A 22,102-nucleotide genomic window follows, 5' to 3' on the forward strand; every position below is an offset into this window, starting at 1 on the left:
GATCCTCACGGGCCCTCGTCATGCGCCCCGGCGTGCCCCCGGTGTGTCCCCGGTGTGTCCCGGGGGCGGGCGGCTCAGCGCCGGCCGGGCAGCGCGGCGGTCTCGGACACCGGCTTCCAGGTGGGGAGATACTCCCGCAGCCGCAGCACCATGCCCTGGCAGTAGGAGGCGTTGTGCTCCAGGCTGCGCTCCGGCATGAACGGCAGCTTGCGCCCGCGCGGGTGGTCGAGCTCCAGGCGGGTGAGGTTCTCCTGGCCGGCCTCCAGGCCGGTCACGTCGAGGTCGATGAGCAGGGCGGCCAGGGCGGCGGGCATGTCCACGACCGAGGTCGTCCTCCCCCGCGCCGCCGGGCGCGACTCGACGCGCAGCTCGGTGAAGTCGTAGCGTGGCGGCGTCGGCTTGGCCAGGTAGATGTAGGGCCTGGCCAGCAGGTCGAGCTCGAACGCGGCCCGCGCCTCGGCGTCCTCCCACCAGGACTGGCCGCGCGCGAAGTCGACGAGCAGCCCGTCGAACTCCTCGCGGTGCGAATGCAGGACGATGTGCGCGACCATCCCGAAGTTATGGAAGTCGTAGTTCCAGAGTTTCTCCACCGAATCGCGGAAGAAAGCAGCGACCTCGGTGTCGGTACGGCTCTCGAAATACGTCGCGGCATCGGTGAAGAAGTCCTCGAACCTCCTGGTTCCCGACCTGTCCAGGTAATTGGCGAGGTAATACAGGCCGCGCAGGTTGTAGAGCGAGTGGACCGCGTAGTAGAACCAGGTGCCGCGCTCGCACTCCGCGCGGCTGACCCAGTTGGTGCCGACCACGACATCGGCCTCGGTGACATCACTGGGAACGCGTTCGACCTGCACCCCGAGAAGGTCGCGCTTCGCGTAGATCGAGGTGTTGTGGAGAAGCAGCTGCGGATAGACGATCAAAGTGTCCGCGCGCAGCCTGCACAATTCCGCGACCCCTTCCTTGTACGAGTCCAGGGTTTCTCCGGGAAGCGGCCAGATCAGCTCGATGTATGAACTGATGCGCTTCTCCCTGAGCGTCCTTTGCAACTCGGTGTAGGTCGCGGGCTTGATGTTGGAGCGGTCGACCAGCTCCAGGGTCCTGGAGCTCATCGACTGCAGGGAGATGGGCTGGCTGGTCAGCAGGCCGCCCTGGACCAGGATCTCGGTGATCTCGGCCATCCGGTCGGGCTTGTTCTTGGCCGCGGCCATCGAGACCATCACCGGGTAGCCGTTCTCCTCGCTGCACTCCACCAGGTGGCGGGTGAGCTCCACGTCGCGCGGGGCCATGCCCCAGTTGGCGTCGGCGATGAAGATCGACACGAAGTTGTTCTTGCTGATCCAGGTGATGTCGTCGCGGACCCGCTGGTCCTCGAACTTGTGCACCTTGTCGTTGGTGGCCGCGCCCCAGAAGCAGAAACCGCAGCTGAACGGGCATCCGCGGTTGGTCTCCAGGATGGCGGTGGTGTACTTGCCCTCCTCGAAGACGCCGGAGGTGAAGGGCGAGGGCACCTCCATGAGGTCGCGCACCCGCTCGGCGGCCTCGGTGGTGACGAGCTCCCCCGAGCGCCAGAAGCTGATCCCGTGGACGGCGGCGAAGTCGGGTTCGTCGCCGAGGATCTGGCGCAGGTACTGCACCATGGTCTTCTCGCCCTCGCCGTTGCAGACGACGACGTTCTCCCGCTCGGGGGCGACGTACTCGTGGGCGTGCAGCATGACCTGCGGGCCGCCGAGGATGAACTGGGCCCGCGGGAGACCCTCGTGCAGCGCGTCCAGCACGGCGCGCGCGAACCCGATGTTCCAGATGTAACAACTGATGGCGTAAACGTCGCTGCGTTTGCCGAGGAGTTCTTCGATCACTTCCTCCCGGTCGGCGGATACGGGGGCGGAGTAGATCTCGAACTCGCATCGCGGTCCCACTTCCGGATCGTGCTGCGCGTAGGCCTGCATGTAACCGGAGGCGAGGGGCAGGATGGCCTCGAATGCAGACAGCTCGACGAATGTGACTTTGGTGTTCATGACGCTCGTCCCTGCGTAGTCTGAGTAATTGCTGAAGCCGATCGGATGGAATCCGCTCATGCTTTCACAGGGGGACGGGACGAACAACGCGCGCCATTTGCGGTCACCACTCGCGTGTTACGGTTCTGGAAACCTCGATAACCACGGACTCGATAACCACGGAGGAGAAACCGCATGCCGACTCCCACCTACGAGACCGGCCTCGGGACGCTCTCGCTCGACGACCGGATCGCCGAGCATCTCGAAAAGACCTTTCAGGACCCCTGGGAAATCCGCAAATTGTCGCATGATTTCCGCAGGAACGGCTACGTCAAGCTGCGGGACGTGGTCTCGGGAGAGGTCAAGAACCTCGTCTCGGACGAGGTGAACCGGCTGCTCGACCTGCACGCGCGCCGGATCGACATCAACCTCAAGGAGACCAGCAACTCCCCGAGGAAGATGAGCACGGTCAGCCAGCAGTCCATCGCCCGGGACAGCTCCCTCATCCCGGAGCTCTACGAGTCCATCGCCCTCAAGGGCTTCCTCGGACAGCTGGCCAACGAGCCGGTCGTCAACTGCCCCTGGGACGAGGAGAAGTACGTCATCATCCGCCAGGAGAAGCAGGGCGACACCCACGGCTGGCACTGGGGCGACTTCAGCTTCACCCTCATCTGGATCATGGAGGCGCCGAGCAGCGAGTACGGCGGCATGCTCCAGTGCGTCCCCCACACCAACTGGGTGAAGGACGACCCGAGGGTCCACGACCACCTCATCAAGCAGCAGATCAGCACCTACGCCCACGAGACCGGCGACATCTACTTCCTGCGCTCCGACACGACGCTGCACCGCACGGTCCCGCTCTCCGAGGACCGCACCCGCATCATCCTCAACACCTGCTGGGGCAGCGAGTCCGACGCCAGGAAGGAGCAGTCGCACGAGACCATGGAGGCGATGTTCAGCTGAGTTCAGCTGAGCCCCCGGCGGCTCCGGGAGACCTGGGAGACCCGGAGAGGCGCGGGGAACGCCGGAGGAACAAGGGAACACCGCAACGACGAGACGGCCCGGTCATCGACCGGGCCGTCTCGTCGTTCCCGTGGCCCGCCTCCCGTGAACGAAGGGCGTGCGGACCGGACGTACTACTGCGTACGGACCAGGGTGAAGTCGTCCACGTCGAAGTCCGCGCCGGTGAACACCAGGTAGAGCCTGGCGTTGCCGGAGGGGACCCCGGTGAGCTGGGTGGAGACGTCGGCGTACGACTCCCAGCCGGCGGTCGCCGGCACGGTGACGCTGCCGAGCAGCGGGCCGGTGGGCGAGCCGGTGCGGATCTGGAAGCCGCCGCTCGGGGTGGGCGAGGCGACCCTGGCCCGGAACGAGGTGACGCCGGTCAGGTTCACCCCGTCGTAGGCGGCCCAGTCGCCGGGGTTGACGTAGCCGAGCACGGTGCCGCCGTGCGCGGGGGTGTGCGGGTAGGTCTGCACGCCGTTCGCCTCCGACCAGCTCTCCGCCTGGAGGGTCGTGTCACCGCCGGTCGCGCCGAGCTCCTTGATCCTGATGTTGCGGAAGGAGACGTCGTCCCCGGCGCCGTGGTTCTGGATGCCGACGTACCCCTGCTGGAGCGAGCGGGCGGGGGCGGTGTTGGTGAAGTCGTTGATCTTCACGCCGTTGAGGAAGATCTGCAGCCTCTCCCCCTCGACCAGCAGCTCGTAGGTGTTCCACTGCCCCGGCGGGTTGAGCGCGGCGTCCCTCGCCGCCACGTCGGCGGACTTGAAGCCGTAGACGGAGCCGGTGGTCCTGTCGGCGGTGTCGGTGGCGTCGATCTGGATCTCGTAGCCGTTGGCGACGGCCGAGTTGGGGTCGGTGGAGGCGGGGAAGCCGATGAAGACGCCGGAGTTGTCGTCCCCGGCCATCCTCCAGTCCAGCTTCAGCGAGTAGGAGCGGTACTCCTTGGCCTTGTACCAGAACAGGCCCATGCCGCCCTGCGAGGTCAGCGTGGCGTCGGCGTTGGCGAAGCTGCCGGGCCCGGCCTGCTCCCAGCCGGTGACCGAGCCGTCGTAGATCGGCGTGTAGCCGTTCTCCGCGCGGCAGTCGGCCTTGGACTTGCCGGTGGCGTAGTTGATCCCGCCCAGCAGGTGCTGGCGGAACGCGGGCTCGGCGAAGGCGGCGGCGGTGTGCCCGCCTCCGGTGTAGAAGGAGCGTCCGCCGTCGTAGGGCTTGCACCAGGCGATGGGGTGGTCGGCGCCCATGCCACCGCCCGAGTAGGTGGACTCGTCCAGGGTGGCGAGCACGCGCGCCGAGGCGCGGGCGTTGGTGCGGAAGTCGTACCACTCGTCGGTACGGCTCCAGGTGGGGCCGAGGTGGGCGGTGGACGGGTGGGCCCGGTCCTGCACCCTCACGGTGGCCTGCTGGACGGCGGGGTGGGAGGCGAACCAGGCGCCGACCAGGTTGCCGTACCAGGGCCAGTCGTACTCGGTGTCGGAGGCCGCGTGGATTCCGGCGTAGCCGCCTCCGGCCCTGATGTAGGACTCGAAGGCGGCCTGCTGGGCGGCGTCGAGCACGTCGCCGGTGGTGTTGAGGAAGACGACGGCCTTGTACTTGGCCAGGTTGGCCGTGGTGAAGGCCGCCGGGTCCTCGGTGGCGGCGACGGTGAAGCCCAGGTCCCTGATGGCCTGGATGCCCGCGGGGATCGAGTCGTGCCTGAAGCCCGCGGTGCGGGAGAAGACGAGGACGTCCCCGGCGCCCGTCCCGGGGTCGGGGTTCGTCGTCCCGCCGGGCAGCGTCCAGTTCTGCGCGGCGCTTCCGTTGCAGGTCCTGATGACGAGCTGCGCGGCGTTGGCGCCGTCGAGGCACTTGCCGAGCGCCCTGAGCGTGGAGCCGTTCACCGTCCAGTTCTGCGCGCCGGTGCCGTTGCACGTGTAGAGCTGCACCCTGGTGCCGTCGGTGCTCAGGCCGCCCGCGACGTCCATGCACTTGCCGAACGCCCTGAGGGTGGAGCCGTTCGCCGTCCAGTGCTGCGCGGCGGTGTCGTTGCAGTCGTACAGCTGCACGTTGGTGCCGTCGGCGCTCAGGCCGCCCGCGACGTCGACGCACCTGCCGGCGGCGTTGGTGATCCTCCCGCCGTTCCCCCCGCCGGTGAGGGTGAAGTCGTCCACGTCGAACAGCGCGCCCGCGCCGCCGGTGAAGACCAGGGTGAGGTCGGTCGGCCCGGCCGGTGCCGCGGCCAGCGGGGCGGAGACGTCCACGAAGGTCTCCCAGCCGCCGGTCGGCGCCACGGCCACCGTGCCGAGCAGGGTGCCGGTCGCCGAGCCCGCGCGGACCTGGATGGAGCCGCCGACCCCGGCCGAGGAGACCCGGGCGTCGATCCTCGTGGCCGCGGCCAGCTCGTAGCCCTTGAAGGTGATCGAGTCGCCGTTGTGGATGTCACCCACGGTCCTGCCGCCGTGCGCGGCCGTCTTGGTGATGGGCGAGACGCCGGACATGGTCGTGTAGTGCTCGGCCTGGCGCTTCCTGGGCTGCAGGATGTGCTGGGTGTGGGTGGTCAGGCCGCCCTGGTCGGTGTACTCGGCGTCGAAGACCGCGAAGATGTTCGCCGCGTCGTCGTGCTCGCCGTCGACCGGGATGGCGAGGTCGCCCGAGCAGCCGTTCTTGGAGGTGATCTGGTGGCCGTGGCTGTCGTGGCCCAGCACGTAGGTCATCTTGACCTTCGAGCAGTCGACGGTGCCGTCCTCGGGGTCGGTCACCTTGACGGTGAACGGCACGGTGTCGCCCCACTGGAACAGCTGGCCCTGGCGCGGCCTCTCGATGACGACCGTGGGCGCGGTGTTGCCGACCGTGATGGGCACGCTCGCGGTGCCGGTGGCGCCGTCGGGGTCGCGCACGGTGAGCGTGGCGGTGTGGTCGCCGTTGGTCGTGTACGTCTTGACGGGGTTGGCGGCGGTGGAGGTGGTCCCGTCGCCGAAGGCCCAGGAGTAGGTGATGGCCTGCCCGTCGGGGTCGGCCGAGCCGGCCGAGGAGAAGGTGACGGTGAGCGGACTCTTACCCGAGGTCTTGTCGGCCCTGGCCGCGGCGACGGGCGCGCGGTTCACGCCCTTGATGTACTCGAAGCGGTAGAGCGCGGAATTGGCGTCGCCGCCGAAGTAGCCGGAGCCGTAGTCGAGCACGTAGAGCGCGCCGTCGGGGCCGAAGGCGAGGTCCATGACCTGGGTGCCGGTCCACGGGAAGTTCGCGATGGCGCCGCGTGAGCCGTCGGAGCCCACCTCGATCGCCTTGACCCACCTGCGGCCGAACTCGCCGGCGAAGAAGTGGCCGTTGAGCTCCTGGGGGAACTTGACGCTGGAGTTCAGCGCGGCGTCGTAGCGGTAGACGGGGCCGCCCATGGGCGACTCGGAGCCGCCGCCGAACTCGGCCGGGGAGCCGGCGTCGCCGCCGTACCTGATCCAGGCCGCCTTGGCGGGCGGCAGCTTCGCCAGGCCGGTGTTGCGGAAGGAGTTGTTGGTCGCGCCGCCCGCGGCGCAGTCGTACTTCGCCGCCGCCGGGCCCGAGGGGAAGGTGTACTCGCCGTAGGTCTCGGCCAGGGTGTTGGTCCCGGTGCAGTACGGCCAGCCGTAGTTACCTGGACCGGTCACCCGGTTGAACTCGACCTGCCCGCTGGGCCCGCGCGCGGCGTCGCCGCTGCCCGCGTCGGGGCCGTAGTCGCCGACGTAGACGACGCCGGTGGCCTTGTCGACGCTCATCCGGAACGGGTTGCGGAAGCCCATCGCGTAGATCTCGGGCCGGGTGCCCGCCGTGCCGGGCGCGAACAGGTTGCCCGAGGGGACGGTGTAGGCGCCGGTGGCCGGGTTCACCTTGACACGCAGGATCTTGCCGCGCAGGTCGTTGGTGTTGCCGGAGGTGCGCTGGGCGTCGTAGACGGGGTTGCGGTTGGTCCGCTCGTCGATGGGTGAGTACCCGGCCGAGTCGAAGGGGTTGGTGTCGTCGCCGGTGGACAGGTAGAGGTTGCCCGCCGCGTCGAAGTCCATGTCGCCGCCGACGTGGCAGCACATGCCGCGGTCGGCCGCCACCTCCAGCACCGTGCGCTCGCTCGCGGGGTCGAGCGTCCAGTCGGCCCTGACGGTGAAGCGCGAGAGCCGGTTCACGCCCTGCCAGGCCGTCCAGTCGGTGCCGGTGGCCGGGGCGTCACCCGCGGGGGTGTTCAGCTTCGGCGCGTAGTACAGGTAGATGGTCCTGTTCGTGGCGAACCCGGGGTCGGCGGCGACGCCCTGCAGGCCCTCCTCGTCATGGGTGTAGACCGGCAGCGTGCCGACGACGGCCGTCGCCCCGGCCGCGGTGGTGCGGCGCAGGTTGCCGTCGCGCGCGGTGTGCAGCACCGAACGGTCGGGCAGCACGGCCATGGTCATGGGCTCGCCCATCTCGGCGGCGCCCTTGGCCAGTTCCACGCGCTGGTAGTCGGCCGGGTCGATCGCGGCGACCGCCTGGGCGGGCACGGGCGCGGCGAGCACGGTCGCTCCGGTGAAGGCCAGGAGCATGGCGCAGAACTGCGCGATCCTCCGGCGGGGGTGGGCCGATCTCCGCCTGGGGGGCATGGCGGGGTTTCCCTTCGGTCGCTGATACACGTCCGGGCACGGAACGGGACGTATGTCGTATATGTTTCGCGACGCTAGATCGGACTTATGCCGACTGTCAATGAAAGTTCTGTCATCGAATACATAACTAACCAGACATAACCCCTTTAAATACCGCATTCATCATTAAAGAGGCAGCCTGTCACCGACGGGCCGCCTGGAAGCGATGGTCAGAACCTCGCGACGTAGCCGTGGTTTCCTACGCGCTCGCCGGCAGGTCCCCGGGCGCCTGGCATCGGCGGGAGGGCCATCACCGACGTGCGGATGCTCGCATCCAGGTGAGCCGCTGTCTCGCAGCCCAGGCAGTAGCGACATCCCAGGTCAGCGGTGGCCCTACTGAGCGGTCTCCGGCTGCCGGTCCGGCCAGGGCGTAGACTCGAGGGTGAACGGCATGCGGTGAGAGCAATGCGCTGCAGACGCAAGCGGATCCGGCACCCCGAGGTGGGTCTCCTGGAATTCGACTGCTAGATGCTCCTCGACGAGGAGTGCACCCAGGTGCTCGCGATCTTCTCACCCGTCTGCGGCACGCCGACGACCGAGCGCTTCACTTTGCTCGACATCATCGGTGTCTCCGCGTGGACCCCGTCGGCGGAGCACCCGCCGCGGCCCGGCGCCGGCCGTGGCAGGACCGCCATGGCCGTACCTGATCAATTCATGATGGAGAGAGTACGACCTGTTATGAGCACCACTGACGAGAACGTCACCACCACACACCGCTACTTCGACGAGGTCGTCAACGGCGGCAAGATCGAACTGCTGGACGACCTGATGACCCCCGACTACGTGATGCATGGCGGCAGCCTCGGCGAGCACGTGGGCCTTGAGGCCTACAAGGCGTTCTTCGCCGCCGCGGCGAACGGGGGCGCCTTCACCGGGATGCACGTGGAGGTCTTGCGGGTGCTGGCGGAGGAGGACGTGGTGTTCGTCCACTTCACCAACAGCGGTACCAACAGCGGCGAGTTCATGGGCCGCCCCGCCACCAACACGTTCGCCAAGTGGAACGGCACCGCGCTGTTCCGGTTCACCGAAGACGGCCGGATCACCGAGTCCACCTACGTCGAAGACGTCCTGGACATGATCAACCAACTCGGCTGAACGTCTGCCCTGCGCTCACCTGCCGAACCTCCGGCCGGGCCCCTTGGCGGTGGGTGGGCGAGGGCGGGGGTTCGCTCGGCGGCTCGGGCGGCGGACTTGTGCTGTCGAGCTTCGGTAGAAGCGATTGTTCTCGATCAGCTTGATCGCCAGAAACGACGGCCGGGGTGCGGCGGACGACAGCGGCTCCCGTCCTGCCGCAGGAATCCGTACGGGCACTCCCGAAGGCCGGCCTCACATGCGCTCGGCGCCGCTTCTGATGGCCTCGCGGATGCGGAAGTAGGTCCCGCAGCGGCAGATGTTGCGCAGCTCGTCGAGGTCGGCGTCGGTGATCTCGCGGCCTTCGGCGGCGACGCTGCGGACCAGCGCCACGGCGGCCATGATCTGGCCGGGCTGGCAGTAGCCGCACTGAGCGACGTCGTGGTCGAGCCAGGCCTGCTGCATGGGGTGCAGGTCCTGGCCGGACGTCGCCGCGAGCCCCTCGATGGTGGTGACCTCGTCCGTCGGCCGGAGGTCCTCGACGGGGATCGCGCAGGGGTTGACGGCCCTGCCGTTGACGTGGCTGGTGCACGCCTTGCAGACGTTGATGCCGCAGCCGTACTTGGGCCCGGTGATGCCGAGGACGTCGCGCAGCACCCACAGCAGGCGCACGTCACCGGGGACGTCGACGGTGACCTGCTCGCCGTTGACGCGGAAGGTGTACTCGGGCACTCAGCTCTCCTCGGAAAGGCCGTTTGTCGGAGACTGCGGGACGGGGGGAACGGTCGGTTTGGGGGTGAAGGAGAGCGTCCCGTGGTTGATCGGGAAGGTGGTGGGCATCGTGCCGGTCGCCCTGCCGTACGCGCAGGCGACCGCCGCCATCGAGGCGGCCACCCCCAGCTCGCCGGCGCCGCCGGGCTGGTCGGAGGTGCCGGGCATGACAACGATCTCCAGCTCCGGGGGGGTGTTCCACTGCCGGGTGTAGAAGTAGTTGTCCCAGCTCGCCTCCAGGAAGTGGCCGTCGCGCAGGTGCAGGCTGGAGGTGAGGGCGAGCGCGATGCCGTCCATGATCCCGCCCATCATCTGCGCCTCCAGGCCGCGCGGGTTGACGGCGAGGCCGACGTCGACCGCGAACACCACCTTGGTGACGCGGGGCCCGGCGACGCCGTCGCGGACGGGGCGGTTCACGGTCTCCGGGCGGCAGTCGATCTCCACCAGGGCGGCGCTGACGGACTTGTACTCGCCGTGGAAGGCGATGCCCTGCGCGCGCCCCGCGGGCATCGAGCGGCCCCAGGCGCCCACCTCGGCCACCTTGGCCAGCACGGCCCGCGAACGCTCGTCACGCAGGACCCGGTGGCGGAACCGGTAGGGGTCCTGGCCCATGCGGGAGGCGAGCTGGTCGGTGATGAGCTCCCTGGCACAGGTGACGTCGGGCGAGTAGACGTTGCGCATGCTGCCGGTGTTGAAACTCTTGTCGGTCTCGTTCAGCAGCTGGCTGTGGAGGCCGAACTCGTACGGCATGGACGTGCTGAGATGGAAGAACGTCTGGGAGAAGCCGATGTCGCCCACGGGCAGCCGGGCGGCCAGGGCGGTGATGATCTCGCCGAGCCCGTGGCTGAGATCGGTGGCGACGCTGGTGTGCCGCTGCTGGTAGCCCAGCACGGTGTTGCCGAGGTAGGAGGCGCGCACCCGCGAGGTGGCCATCGGGTGGGTGCGGCCCTGGCGGGAGTCGTCGGCGCGGTGCCACATGAGCCTGACGGGCTTGCCGACCTTCTGGGAGACCTCGGCGGCCTCCAGCGCCGCGTCGAAGAACAGCTTGCGCCCGAAGGAGCCGCCGCCCTCGGTGACGTGCACGGTGACCTTGCCCGGAGGCAGGCCGAGCCTGGCGGCGATGGACTGCTGGGCGACGATCGGCGACTTCAGCGACGCCCAGATCTCGGCGCGGCCGGGCCGCACGTCGGCGATCGCGCAGTTGGGTTCGAGCGCGCTGTTGCCTCGGAAGTGGAAGGTGAACGCGGCCTCCACGACCGGGGTCGGCGGCCTGAGCCCGAGCGGCAGCTCCGCGGCCCGCAGCGCCCGCAGCACGCTCTCGTCGGACCTGCCCTCCGCGGTGCCGGGCCGCCAGGAGACCCGCAGGGCGCGGACGGCGTCGACGCACTGGCCGAACGTCGCGGCGCGCACCGCCACCCCGGTGGAGATCACCACGACGTCGGTGACGCCCGGCATGGCGCGGACCTCGGCGAGGTTGGCCACCGAGCCGACCTTGCCGTTGATGGTGGGCGGGCGGCACACCATCGTCGGTTTGGCGTCCGGGACGTCGAGGTCCATCGTGAACTTCTTGCGCCCGGTCACCGCGTCCAGCGCGTCGATCCGGTTGTGCGGCCTGCCGATGACGGTGAAGTCCCGGCGCGGCGCGAGCTCCACGGACACCTGACGGGTCCGCGCCGAGGCGGCCTTCACGGCGAGGTCGCCGATGTCGATGCCCGAGATCCGGCCGTCCTTGAGTGCCAGGCCCCCGGCCGGGACGCCGAGCTCGTCCGCGGCGGCCGCCAGCAGGCGGAGCCGGGCGACGGCGGCGGCGACCCGGATCGGGGTGTAGGTCGCGAACGTCGTGTTCGATCCGCCGGTGAGCTGGTTGAACACCAGCTCGGGCCGGGCGTCGGCCAGCGTGACGCGGATCCGGTCGAGGGGCAGGGACAGCTCCTCGGCGATCAGCATCGCCGTCGAGGTGGTGATGCCCTGCCCCACCTCGGCCCTCGGCAGGGCGAACGAGACGGTGCCGTCCGGGTTGATCTCGACCCTGATCAGGCCGGAGGTCGGCAGCGCCGCCGCGGTCATCAGGTCGTTGAGGTCGAGCAGCGGCCCGGCCTCGGCCACCGGCTGTTCGGCTACGGCCACCGGTGCCAGGCCGAGTTCGGCGGCGGCCACCAGGGTCGGGGCCGCCACCACGTACCCCAGGAACCGCCGCCGTCCGATGTCCGCCATCAGCCGGGACGATTGGTCGTCGGAATCTCGATCTTGGTCTCCCTACCCTTGGTGAGATAGAACATGATGTATCTGCGCGCGGCCTCGTCGATGAGCCAGGCGGTCTCGGGCACCAGCGGGAGCGGGACGAGACCCTCCCGGAACCTCACCAGGATCGGCCAGGCGGTCGAGACCAGCGGGCCCCACACCGGCTCGCGCCTGATGTCGTCCCAGTCGGCCACCTGGTCGCCGACCAGATAGCGGGCGAACGCGTTGACCAGGGGCCGGCTCACGCTGGCGGGGCTGGTCTGCTCGGCCAGCTGGCCGAGCAGGATGTCGGTGAGGATCACGCCCTCGGGGGTCGGCCCCATGTTGCGCGGCAGGATCTGGTCCGACTGGGCGTTGGCCGCGTCCCAGGTGGCGGGGATGTACTCGTCGTCGATGCCGAGCATGTGCGCGGTCACCTGCCACACGTGCAGGTAGGCCTCGGCATCGGCGGCCGGGAGCCGGACCCTCCACTCGCGCATCCTGCGCATGGCGTACGTCGGCAGGGTGTGCCAGGTGACCAGCATGTCCTCTTGGCTGATCGGGATGCCGCCGTTCCAGTGCGGAGACTGCTGCAGCAGGTGTCGCACGGCGGCGTGCACCAGCCGGGTCTTCACCGCCTCGACGATACACGTGCCGTCGGGCCGGTAGGCGTTCAAGGCTCCGACGGCGAACCCCAGGATGCTGGTCTTGGCGACGCGGTCCTCCATGTCCGCGCCCCCCTTGGAGTAGTAGACGGCGCGGGCCTCCTTGGGGATGGCGGTGCTCAGCATGCCGCCGCCCAGGCCGTTGAGCAGGTTGAGGTAGATGCCCCTGGACTTGTTGAACTCGGCCGCCCTCTCCAGCTTCCCCCGGTCGGCCCACGGAGGCAGCCGTCGCGCCGTCTCCATGAACGCCCGCAGGTCCCCGGGCAGCCCGTCCGGCAGGGGCTGGTCGTTTCTCGTCCAGTCCCACAGGAGCCGGTTCACCTCGGGCACGGCGCCCCGGTCGATCAGCGAGGCGACCAGCGCGTCGGCCTCCTCGTCCCACACCCATCTCGGGTCGACACCGGCGCCGTAACCGGCGATCGATCCCCTCGGCGCCCAGGTCCAGGGCGTGGCGTGCGCCGGGGAGGACATCCCGAGCGCTCCCAGCGCCCCGAGGGCCCCTCCGGAGATCAACATCTTGCGTCTGCTCAGCTCCGCCATGCGCGAAACCCCTCTTTCAGGACGGGCGGTTGGTGTCGGGGATCTCGATGCTGATCGGCCGTGCCTCGGACAGGAAGAGCAGGGCCGCCTTGCGCAGGAACTCGTCGAACAGCCAGTACGCCTGCGGCGCCAGCGGGAAGGGCAGCAGTCCTTCCCGTACGGCGATGAAGGGCCTCCACGACACGCGCAGCAGCGGGTCCCAGACCGGCTCGCGGGGGATCCGCAGCCAGCCGGCGATCTGGTCGCCGAGCATGAAGCGCGTGAACGAGCCGAGGATGGGCTTGCTGAGGATGCCGGCGTCGACCGGCGTGCCCAGCTTGAGAAGGATGTCGGCCAGGTTGATGCCCTCGGGGGTCGGGGCCAGCACCGGGTCCAGCACCTGCTCGGCCTGGGCGTTGGCCTCGGCCCAGGAGGCGGGGATGTACTCGTCCTTGATGCCGAGCATGTGCGCGCCCAGCTGCCAGGAGTGCAGGAACGCCTCCGACTCGGCCGCGGGGATCGGCACCCTCCACTCGACCAGCTTCTGCATGACGGTCGTGGGCAGGCTGTGCCAGGTGACCATCATGTCCCGCTGGCTGATCGGGATCTCCTCGTCGGCCACCTGCGACCAGTGCGGCGACCGCGGCAGCAGGTGCCGTACGGCCGCGTGGACGAGCCGGGTCTTGACGCAGGTCACGATCATCTCGCCGTCGGCGGCGTAGGCGTTGCGGGTGCCGATGTCGTAGCCCAGCTTGGCGGTCTTGGAGATGCGGTCCTTCATGTCCGCGCCGCCCTGGGAGTGGTAGACGGCGCGCGCCTCCTTGGGGATGACGGTGCTCATCATCCCGCTGGCCAGGCCGTACAGCACGCCGAGGTAGAGCCCTCGCTTCTCGTTGAACCTGAACGCGGTGGCGAGCTTGCCGTGGTCGGCCCAGGCGGGCAGCCGGCGGGCCTGTTCCATGAAGTCGCGCAGGTCCGCGGGGAGGCCGGCCGGTAACGGCTGGCCGTTCCTGGTCCAGGTGCGTAACAGCTCGTTGACCCTGGGCACGTCGCCGCGGTCGAGGAGCGAGGCGACGAGCGGGTCGGCCTCCTCGTCCCAGACCCATCGCGGGTCGGTACCGATGCCGGCGCCCGCCACCGAGCCCTTGGCCGACCACGTCCAGGCGGGGGTGGCGACGCTCAGCGCGCCGAAGGCGCCCAGCGCCCCTCCCGCCATGAGCACCTTGCGCCTGCTGGGGTTGTCCATGCCGTCCTCCTGCTGCTGATACAATGAAACATGTGGCGCATCCCCGTATCACCATGATGAAAGCACAGTGTGAGGGGCGTCACAAGACTGGGGCACAATCAATCGCAGGAGGTGGTCGTGGAATCAGCGCTGTCCGTACTCATGACCCCGTCGGACTCGAAGTCGTTGCTGGAACGTGCCTACGGCGACGCCGTCGCCCGGGTCGACGACCAGGACGAGACCCGCGCACGCATCCTGGACGCGGCCTACGAGCAGTTCTGCCGGATGGGCATCCGCCGCTCCACCATGGAGGACGTCGCCCGGCGGGCCCAGGTGTCACGGATCACCGTCTACCGGCGCTTCGCCACCAAGGACGTGCTGGTCGAACACGTGGTACGGCGCGAGTTCCGCCGCTACTTCGACCGGTTCCTCGTCGACATCGAGCAGGCGGGCACGGCCGCCGACCGGGTGGTCCTGGGCTTCGTGAGCTCGCTGCGCGCCATCCGCGGCAACCCGCTGATCGGCGGCCTGATCGCCGCCGAACCCGACCTCCTCGTGCCCGCCATGATCACCGACGAGGGGCAGACCCTCGCCACCGTACGCCGGTTCGTCGCCGGTCAGCTCCGCCGCGAGCAGCACGCGGGAAACGTCTCCGCCGACCTGGACGCCGACCTCGTGGCCGAGCTGATGGTCCGGATCTCCACCTCGTTCCTCACCATCCCCAGCCAGGTCGTCGACCTCGACGACGACGAGCAACTGGCCACGGTCGCCCGCCGCTTCCTCGTCCCCATGCTGGAACCGTCCCGTCTCCCGGACTGACCACGGCGCCGGCCGATTCCTGGGGAGGCACATGAACTCGGAGGAGACACCGCTGCTGCCGGACGTGGTCCGGGCCTACCCGTTCTCCTGGGACTCGGGTTTCGTCTGGCCGCCGGAGACGGACGAGGGCGAGGAGAGCCTGGCCTACGCGCGGGCGGCGCTCGAGGCGTGCCTGCCCCGGGCCGCGCTCGCCTCGCCCGAGCCCCCGGAGGAGCCGGTCGTCTGGGAAAGCGGGGACGGCGGGGACGGCGAGTATCCCGCGTGGACCGGGGTCCGGGCCGTTCTGCGCGGGCACATGCCCTACGCCCGGCACGTCACCGCCGGGCGGATGGCCGCCGCCAGGGCCGAGTGCGCCCGCCACGGCGTCGACACCACGGACTTCGAGGAGATCTGGACCCGGCGGATCACCGCCTGGATCGCCGAGCAGACCCTGGGCTGGTGCGGCCTGATGGTCGACGACGAGAAGGCGCTCACCCCCTGGCTCATGGACCTCGCGGAGCTGTACGCACGGCGGGGCATGGCCGTCGAGAAGGCCGTGTGGGCACTCCGCCACACCGCGGCCGTCCCCGAGAGCCGTGCGGCCCTGACGCGACTGGCCGCGTACGAGGGACTGCCGGACGAGATCCGTGCGCGGATCGCGGAGGAGCTCCGCTGACGCCCCGGCCACCGGCCCGTTCCCGCCACCTCTTCGCCTCTTCGCTCGTGAAGGGGCTGGCCGGCCTCTTCCGAGGGCTCCGGCACGAGCGGCGCCGTCCTCTCACTCGTGAGATGGCGAGGCTCAGCGCCTTACTCGTGAGAGGGCGAGGCTCAGCGCCGGCCGGAGCGGGGCGGGCGTCCGCTCCCCCGCGTCACATACCCCCGCCCGCCGGCGCGCCCGGCCTGTTCCTGCTCACGCTGCCTGCGCCGCCGTCCCAGGAACCAGCCGACCCCCAGGATCGCCAGCCCGAACGGCGTACGGGCCAGCCAGCGTGCCACCACGACCTTGAAGAACTTTTTCATGAGGTGTTCCTGCCCCGAGGCGGCCCGGTTAGGCCCGGCCCCCGGGTCACGGATCCTCAGGCTCCGGCCCTGCTCACCGTCGCCTCGATCCCGTCCAGGAGGATGGCGAGCCCGGCGGCGAAGGTGTCCCTTCCCTCCTGCTCCATGTAGGGCAGGGTCTCGTCCCGGGACTCGTAGGCGCCCTCGTCGGCGAGCCAGGACGTCGTCGGGAACCGCTCGCGGAAGTCGGGCGCGACCTCCTCCAGCAGGGCCGAGCGGGCGTACCACCACTCCTCGTCCGACATCCCGGTCTCCGCCGGGGCCTGCCGTGACTCCGCGACCGTCTGCGCCGCCCCGCGCACGAAGTAGAACAGCGTCCCGACGACGTAGCGAAGCTCCCCGGGCCTCAGCCCGGTCTCGCGGAGGATCCGCAGCGCCTCCTCGATCGTGACGTACTCGTTGGGGCCCAGTACGGGGCGCGCCTGCGACACCTGCAGCATCCACGGATGCCGTACGTAGAACTCCCACGTCTCCTCGGCCCAGGAGGTCACCGCCGCCCGCCAGCCGCCGGTCAGGTCGTGGCGGGTGGACAGCTCGGCGAGGGCCCGGTCGTACATGAGGTCGACCAGCTCGCTCTTGCTCGGGACGTAGGTGTAGAGGGCCATCGCCGTGCGCCCGAGCCGCTCGCCCACCGCGCGCATGGAGAGCGCGGCCATCCCCTCCGCGTCGGCGACGGCGATGGCCGCGTCCACGATCAGGTCCACGCTCAGGGCCGGTTTGGGCCCGGGACGCGTGTCCTTCGACCTCGCGGTGCGCCACAGCAGCGCCATCGAACGGCGCGCGTCGCCCTGCCCGGCGAAGACGACCACTTGCAACTCCTTACGCCATAAACTAACTTTGCCAAGCCAACTCTTTACAGCATAAGGATATCAAGTGAGAAGGTTCGTGTTCCCACCCGCCACACCGGCCCGCGATCGCGGCCCGCGACCCGGCCGGGCCGCCGCGGACAGCCACGACGTGATCGAGGTCCGCGGCGCCAGGGAGAACAACCTGGCAGACATCTCGCTGGACATTCCCAAGCGGCGGCTCACCGTCTTCACCGGGGTCTCCGGGTCGGGGAAGTCCTCCCTCGTCTTCGGCACCATCGCCGCGGAGTCGCAGCGCCTGATCAACGAGACCTACACGGCCTTCATCCAGTCGTTCATGCCGAGCCAGGGACGTCCCGACGTCGACGCCCTGCGCAACCTGAGCGCGGCGATCGTCGTCGACCAGGAGCGGATGGGCGCCAACTCCCGCTCCACGGTCGGCACGGCGACCGACGCCCAGACGATGCTGCGGATCGTCTTCAGCCGCATCGGCACCCCCCACGTCGGCACCTCCAGCGCCTTCAGCTTCAACAGCGCCGAGGGCATGTGCCCGGAGTGCGAGGGGCTCGGCCGGGTGTCGGACGTCGACGTCTCCCAGCTCGTCGACGTCGACCGCTCGCTCAACGAGGGCGCGATCACCGTCCCCAACTTCACCGTGGACTCGTGGTACTGGCAGGGCCTGGCCAACTCCGGGTTCTTCGACCCCGACGTCAAGCTGAGGGACTACACCCCGGCCCAGTGGGAGGACTTCCTGCACAAACCCGCCACCAAAATCAAAATCGGCACGATGAACACCACCTACGAGGGGCTCCTGGTCAAGGTACGGCGGCTCTACCTCGTCAAGGACCGCGAGTCGATGCAGCCCCACATCCGGGCGTTCGTGGACCGGGCCGTGACGTTCACGAGCTGCCGCGCGTGCGGCGGCAGCAGGCTCAACGCCGCCGCGCTGGGCTCGAAGATCGACGGTCGCAACATCGCCGACTGCGCGGCCATGCAGATCAGCGACCTGGCCGAGTTCGTCCGGGGCATCGAGGACCCGTCGGTGGGACCGCTGGTCGCCACCCTGCGCGGCACGCTGGAGTCGCTGGTCGAGATCGGCCTGGGCTACCTGAGCCTGGACCGCGAGTCGTCCACGCTGTCCGGGGGCGAGGCCCAGCGGGTGAAGATGGTCCGCCACCTCGGCTCCAGCCTCACCGACGTCACCTACGTCTTCGACGAGCCCACGGTGGGACTGCACCCGCACGACATCGAGCGGATGAACAACCTGCTGCTGCTCCTGCGCGACAAGGGCAACACGGTCCTGGTCGTCGAGCACAAACCGGAGACGATCGTGATCGCCGACCACGTGGTCGACCTGGGCCCGGGGGCGGGCTCGTCCGGCGGCCGGGTGTGCTTCACCGGCGACGTGGCCGCGCTGCGGCGCTCGGACTCCCTGACGGGCCGCCACCTGGGCCACCGCGCCCGGCTGCGCGAGAAGGTACGGACGCCGCGCGGGCAGCTGTCGATCACGGGGGCCACCCTGCACAACCTCAAGGACGTGAACGTCGACATCCCGCTCGGCGTGCTCACCGTCGTCACCGGCGTCGCCGGGTCCGGCAAGAGCTCGCTGATCCACGGCTCGCTCCCCCGCAGGGAGGGCGTCGCCGTCGTCGACCAGACCGCGATCCGCGGGTCGCGCCGCAGCAACCCGGCCACCTACACCGGGCTGCTCGACCCGATCCGCACCGCCTTCGCCAAGGCCAACGGGGTCAAGGCGGCCCTGTTCAGCGCGAACTCCGAGGGCGCCTGCCCCAACTGCAAGGGCATCGGCCTCGTCTACACCGACCTCGCCATGATGGCCGGGGTGGCGTCGGTGTGCGAGCAGTGCGAGGGCAGGCGGTTCACGCCCGAGGTGCTCACCCACAAGCTGCGCGGCAAGGACATCAGCGAGGTGCTGGGCATGTCGGTGACCGAGGCCCGCGACTTCTTCGCCCCCGGCTCGGGGGCGGGTTCTTCGGACGCGGCGTCGAAGGCGAGCTTCGGCGCGGCGCGGGCCGTACTCGACCGGCTCGCCGACGTGGGCCTGGGCTACCTCGGCCTGGGCCAGCCGCTCACCACCCTGTCCGGGGGCGAGCGCCAGCGCCTCAAGCTCGCCATCCGGATGGCGGAGAAGGCCACGACGTACGTGCTGGACGAGCCGACCACCGGCCTGCACCTGGCCGACGTGGACCAGCTGCTCGCCCTGCTGGACCGGCTCGTCGACGACGGCAACACGGTCGTCGTCATCGAGCACCACCAGGCCGTGATGGCCCACGCCGACTGGATCGTCGACCTCGGCCCGGGAGCCGGCCACGACGGCGGCCGGATCGTCTTCACCGGCACCCCGGCCGACCTCGTCGCGGAGGGGGACACCCTCACCGCCCGGCACCTGCGCGCGTACCTGGGGAAGGGCACCGTCCGATAGGCGCGGGTCCGACAGGAGCGGGGAGGAGCTCTCCGGAGCTCGGGACGTCGCGGCGCGTCGTCCCGTCCCCTCCCGTCCGGGCCACAGGGCCGAGGCCGCCGGCCTGAGGCTCGCCGAGGCGGGGCCGTGTCCCGCCTCGGCCTCAGCCGCGCGCGCGGATCAGCATGACCAGCCCGGCGACGAACGCCCCGAGCAGGACCGGTGACAGGATCGCGAGGCCGCCCCACACGACGAGGCCGAGATAGCCGAGCGCGGACGAAGTGTGCGCCGGGTCGGCGTCGGCGGCCGCGAACATCCCCAGGCCGAGGACGACACCGGTCACCGTGAGCGCGATCGGCGTCCACAGGAGCACGTGGGCCCACACGCGGTATGTCCGGCTGCGGGCACGCCGAGCCGGCGGCACGTTCGGCTGCGGAGGATGCCGGACGAATTCGCTCATGCCGCATTTGTAGCAGCTTGCGAGGGCCACGAGGCCCCCGGTTCAGCGGCCCTGGCGGCCTTCACGCGCCCGCTGGGCCCTTTCCCCCCGGCGGCGCAGTTCAGCCCGGCTCAGCCATTCGTAGATCACGTCGTACACCGCCATGCCGAGCGCGACCAGGCCCAGGATGCCGGTGATCACCGCGACCGGGATCAGTTTCAGCACCGAGCACAGCACGGCCACGACCATGAGCACGACGCCGGCACCGAGGCTCCACCTCCCGACGCCGCTCATGCCGCCGCCGGCTCTCCGGGCAGCGCACGCAGCCCGTTCGTCCTGATTTCCTGGAGGGTGTGTGTCACCGGTGTCCGTTCGTCGTCGTGCTCGGCGGGCCGCAGCACACGGAGTACGGAGCATAGACCGTCCTCGCATCGCGCGTGTCCGGCCGTTCCGGCAACGCCGCCGGCCGCCCGGCACCTGCGTACCCACCTGGATACGAAAGAGGCGTAAGGGCCGCTTCCTCTGATCTTCGACCCCTGGCTTTGTGACGCCTGCCTGGAGAGCACCAGACCCGGGGGTGCCGACACCCTGATGCACGGAGCCGGGACGGCGAAGAGCGACTGGCCCCGAATCGGGCTGGTCGTGTTCGGGCAGCTCAGGCGAGATGGTCGATCGGCCTCGGAGCCGGTCCATGCCGACGGCTCCCCCCGTGCCGAGCATGGACCGTACGAAAAGACCGGCGTCCCGGACCCGATCCCACCCTCGTCCGAGACGCCGGCCTCCCCCATTCCCCACTACGACGGTCCCGGCCCAGCACGTGCCCGGCCTTCTTACTTCTCGGCGTTGAGCCCCGGAATGTTGCGTTACTTCGCAAGCGGCAATTCCTGGGCGACCGACGTGATGATGTGGCGCGCCGCCTTCCCGTAGACGGCGACGCCCGCGAGATGACCGAACATGCGTAGGTACAACTTGACCTCGGAAGGACGGGTGACCTCGATGTTCGCGGTCGGTGTCTCCAGGCACACCAGTTCGTCATCGAAGATCCAGAAGCCGGTGGAGGACGCACAGGGCCGTTCGATCATCATGGGGATGACGCCGAGCGAGACTGTCGGCAACGACGTGACGGTGAGCAGGCGGTCAAGCTGTCCGGCCTGCACTTCGGCCGTACCGAACCATGTCCGCAGAGACTGTTCCTCGATGAGCACGCTGAAGTGCTTACCCGCCTGGTAGATGACCCGCTGACGCTCCATGCGGGCGACCACGGAGGCTTCCAGGTCGTTCGGGGTGCCGAGAAACGAGATCCAGAACGAGAGCATCGCGGCCGCGTAGTCGGCCGTCTGGAACAGGCCAGGGATCACGTTGTGCTCGTAGATCCGAAACAGTGAGGTCCGCTCGTACAAGGGGACATGCACCTGCATCAGACGCTTCATTCCGGCGTGCGTCTGGCGCCGGAACTCCTGGTACATGGACTGGATCGATTGAACGGTGGCGATCAGATCCGGAATCTGGTCTTCGGCGCCGCAGATCCGGCACCAGATCCGGAGCTCTTCCTCCGTGGGGGTTTTGCCCCCGTGTTCCATACGGCTGACCTTGGTGTAGTGCCAGCCCGCTTCGGCCGCCAGGGCACGACCGGTGAAGTCTGCGCCCGTACGTATCTCGCGAAGGCGCTGTCCGAGAGCTTCGGCGGCCCGCTGGGCGGGGCTAAGTTGGCGTGTACTCACTGTGGGGAATCGCGAACTTCCAGACGGTCTCGAAAGCGTTCTTGCACAGCGCTATGTCACCTGGATCCGTAGAAGCGGATTTCGCTCCGCCCAGGCCGCTGCCAGCGTAGTGGAGGAACACCACCAGGCGGTCGTCGAACAGGTAGAAGTCGTTCCCCGGCAGGGGGACCGACGAGACCAGACGGCGGGGAACCCAGCGGATGTCCTCACCGGCCTCCACCATCGGATGAGCGATGCTGTACGACCAGCGCTGATAGTCGCTCAGCGGCTCCGACACGACGCGCGCTCTTCGTACCGTCCTGCCTGCCCTCACATGTTCGCGCAGCGTGGAGCACCAGCCCTGTAGCCACCGCAGGTCATCCCGCTCTCCAGCCGCCCACTTGGCCATGTAGGGCAGTTCCACCGCGGTGCCGTAGGCATCCCGCATCTCCAGGTGGACGGCGCTGCGCTCGAAGCCGGTCAACAACTCCTCGAACGCGTCGTCAGAGATGTTCATGAGCCTGCGGGTGTGAAGAACTGAAGCATTCGGTCGGGAATCTCACAGGCGATCTCCCCCGGAGGGATGTCCATCTGAGCGAGGGTTTCCGGGTCGGTGACAGCCCAGCCCTGGACAACCCAGGTGCCGCGGTCGGTTCGGTAGACGGTCGGTGATCCGGTCGGGTTACTGTCGGGATCTTTGCCCATGAACGTTAGGCGCATAATCGGCTCTCCACTTTCATGTTGCGGAATGTTGCGGACTTCCGAGGCGATCGTGACCCCCTCACGCAACATCGTCAA

General features: G+C 69.3%; 18 protein-coding genes. 5 read left to right on the forward strand and 13 right to left on the reverse strand.

Going from position 1 to position 22,102, the window contains the following annotated elements; genetic code table 11:
- Positions 1–74: 74 nt before the first annotated feature.
- Positions 75–2,012, reverse strand: coding sequence for a B12-binding domain-containing radical SAM protein (locus ACFYWM_RS07895; protein ID WP_389910325.1), 1,938 nt, complete (start codon positions 2,010–2,012; stop codon positions 75–77).
- Positions 2,013–2,186: 174 nt separating this feature from the next.
- On the opposite strand from ACFYWM_RS07895, the gene ACFYWM_RS07900 reads away from it, so the two are divergent.
- A complete protein-coding gene (locus ACFYWM_RS07900; RefSeq protein WP_389910328.1) occupies positions 2,187–2,954 on the forward strand; it encodes a hypothetical protein in 768 nt (255 codons plus the stop codon).
- A gap of 173 nt (positions 2,955–3,127) precedes the next feature.
- On the opposite strand, the gene ACFYWM_RS07905 is transcribed toward ACFYWM_RS07900, so the two are convergent.
- Positions 3,128–7,570, reverse strand: a complete 4,443-nt coding sequence (locus ACFYWM_RS07905; protein WP_389910332.1) for a ThuA domain-containing protein — start codon at positions 7,568–7,570, stop codon at positions 3,128–3,130.
- A gap of 717 nt (positions 7,571–8,287) precedes the next feature.
- Between ACFYWM_RS07905 and ACFYWM_RS07910 the strand changes: the two genes are divergently transcribed.
- Positions 8,288–8,704, forward strand: a complete 417-nt coding sequence (locus tag ACFYWM_RS07910) for an ester cyclase (RefSeq protein ID WP_389910335.1) — start codon at positions 8,288–8,290, stop codon at positions 8,702–8,704.
- Between the two features lie 231 nt (positions 8,705–8,935).
- On the opposite strand, the gene ACFYWM_RS07915 is transcribed toward ACFYWM_RS07910, so the two are convergent.
- Genes ACFYWM_RS07915 through ACFYWM_RS07930 form a run of 4 tightly spaced genes read right to left on the reverse strand, consistent with a single transcriptional unit; the run spans position 8,936 to position 14,101 of the window.
- Entirely contained in the window at positions 8,936–9,412 is a 477-nt protein-coding gene (locus tag ACFYWM_RS07915; protein ID WP_389910338.1) for a (2Fe-2S)-binding protein, read from the reverse strand.
- Complete coding sequence (locus ACFYWM_RS07920) at positions 9,413–11,665, reverse strand: molybdopterin cofactor-binding domain-containing protein (protein WP_389910341.1); 2,253 nt, start codon at positions 11,663–11,665, stop codon at positions 9,413–9,415.
- The gene (locus ACFYWM_RS07925; protein WP_389910344.1) at positions 11,665–12,876 is read right to left on the reverse strand and encodes an oxygenase MpaB family protein; all 1,212 of its coding nucleotides are present in this window, start codon (positions 12,874–12,876) and stop codon (positions 11,665–11,667) included. The genes ACFYWM_RS07920 and ACFYWM_RS07925 overlap by 1 nt, the downstream gene beginning before the upstream one ends.
- Before the next feature lie 16 nt (positions 12,877–12,892).
- Positions 12,893–14,101 (reverse strand): oxygenase MpaB family protein, encoded by a 1,209-nt coding sequence (locus tag ACFYWM_RS07930; RefSeq protein ID WP_389910347.1) that lies wholly within the window; start codon positions 14,099–14,101, stop codon positions 12,893–12,895.
- Between the two features lie 141 nt (positions 14,102–14,242).
- Here ACFYWM_RS07930 and ACFYWM_RS07935 point away from each other — a divergent pair, with 141 nt between their 5' ends.
- Positions 14,243–14,899: a TetR/AcrR family transcriptional regulator gene (locus ACFYWM_RS07935; protein ID WP_389911103.1), complete on the forward strand. Its 657-nt coding sequence runs from the start codon at positions 14,243–14,245 to the stop codon at positions 14,897–14,899.
- 31 nt (positions 14,900–14,930) lie between these two features.
- Positions 14,931–15,554 (forward strand): hypothetical protein, encoded by a 624-nt coding sequence (locus tag ACFYWM_RS07940; protein ID WP_389910350.1) that lies wholly within the window; start codon positions 14,931–14,933, stop codon positions 15,552–15,554.
- A 152-nt stretch (positions 15,555–15,706) separates the two neighbouring features.
- On the opposite strand, the gene ACFYWM_RS07945 is transcribed toward ACFYWM_RS07940, so the two are convergent.
- Positions 15,707–15,898 (reverse strand): DUF6203 family protein, encoded by a 192-nt coding sequence (locus tag ACFYWM_RS07945; RefSeq protein WP_389910353.1) that lies wholly within the window; start codon positions 15,896–15,898, stop codon positions 15,707–15,709.
- Positions 15,899–15,954: 56 nt separating this feature from the next.
- Complete coding sequence (locus ACFYWM_RS07950; RefSeq protein ID WP_389910356.1) at positions 15,955–16,746, reverse strand: TetR/AcrR family transcriptional regulator; 792 nt, start codon at positions 16,744–16,746, stop codon at positions 15,955–15,957.
- Between the two features lie 76 nt (positions 16,747–16,822).
- Between ACFYWM_RS07950 and ACFYWM_RS07955 the strand changes: the two genes are divergently transcribed.
- Complete coding sequence (locus ACFYWM_RS07955; protein WP_389911106.1) at positions 16,823–19,186, forward strand: ATP-binding cassette domain-containing protein; 2,364 nt, start codon at positions 16,823–16,825, stop codon at positions 19,184–19,186.
- A gap of 142 nt (positions 19,187–19,328) precedes the next feature.
- On the opposite strand, the gene ACFYWM_RS07960 is transcribed toward ACFYWM_RS07955, so the two are convergent.
- From ACFYWM_RS07960 to ACFYWM_RS07980, 5 genes are all read right to left on the reverse strand, one after another.
- Positions 19,329–19,625 carry a hypothetical protein gene (locus ACFYWM_RS07960; RefSeq protein ID WP_389910359.1) on the reverse strand — a complete coding sequence of 99 codons (297 nt, stop codon included), beginning with the start codon at positions 19,623–19,625 and terminating at the stop codon, positions 19,329–19,331.
- A 42-nt stretch (positions 19,626–19,667) separates the two neighbouring features.
- The gene (locus tag ACFYWM_RS07965; RefSeq protein ID WP_389910362.1) at positions 19,668–19,898 is read right to left on the reverse strand and encodes a hypothetical protein; all 231 of its coding nucleotides are present in this window, start codon (positions 19,896–19,898) and stop codon (positions 19,668–19,670) included.
- Between the two features lie 569 nt (positions 19,899–20,467).
- Positions 20,468–21,325, reverse strand: coding sequence for a helix-turn-helix domain-containing protein (locus tag ACFYWM_RS07970; protein WP_389910365.1), 858 nt, complete (start codon positions 21,323–21,325; stop codon positions 20,468–20,470).
- Positions 21,306–21,821 (reverse strand): DUF6879 family protein, encoded by a 516-nt coding sequence (locus ACFYWM_RS07975; protein ID WP_389910368.1) that lies wholly within the window; start codon positions 21,819–21,821, stop codon positions 21,306–21,308. The genes ACFYWM_RS07970 and ACFYWM_RS07975 overlap by 20 nt, the downstream gene beginning before the upstream one ends.
- The gene (locus ACFYWM_RS07980; protein WP_389910371.1) at positions 21,818–22,096 is read right to left on the reverse strand and encodes a hypothetical protein; all 279 of its coding nucleotides are present in this window, start codon (positions 22,094–22,096) and stop codon (positions 21,818–21,820) included. The genes ACFYWM_RS07975 and ACFYWM_RS07980 overlap by 4 nt, the downstream gene beginning before the upstream one ends.
- Between the last annotated feature and the right edge of the window lie 6 nt (positions 22,097–22,102).

This window comes from Streptosporangium sp. NPDC002721 (assembly GCF_042888905.1).
GTDB lineage: Bacteria > Actinomycetota > Actinomycetes > Streptosporangiales > Streptosporangiaceae > Streptosporangium.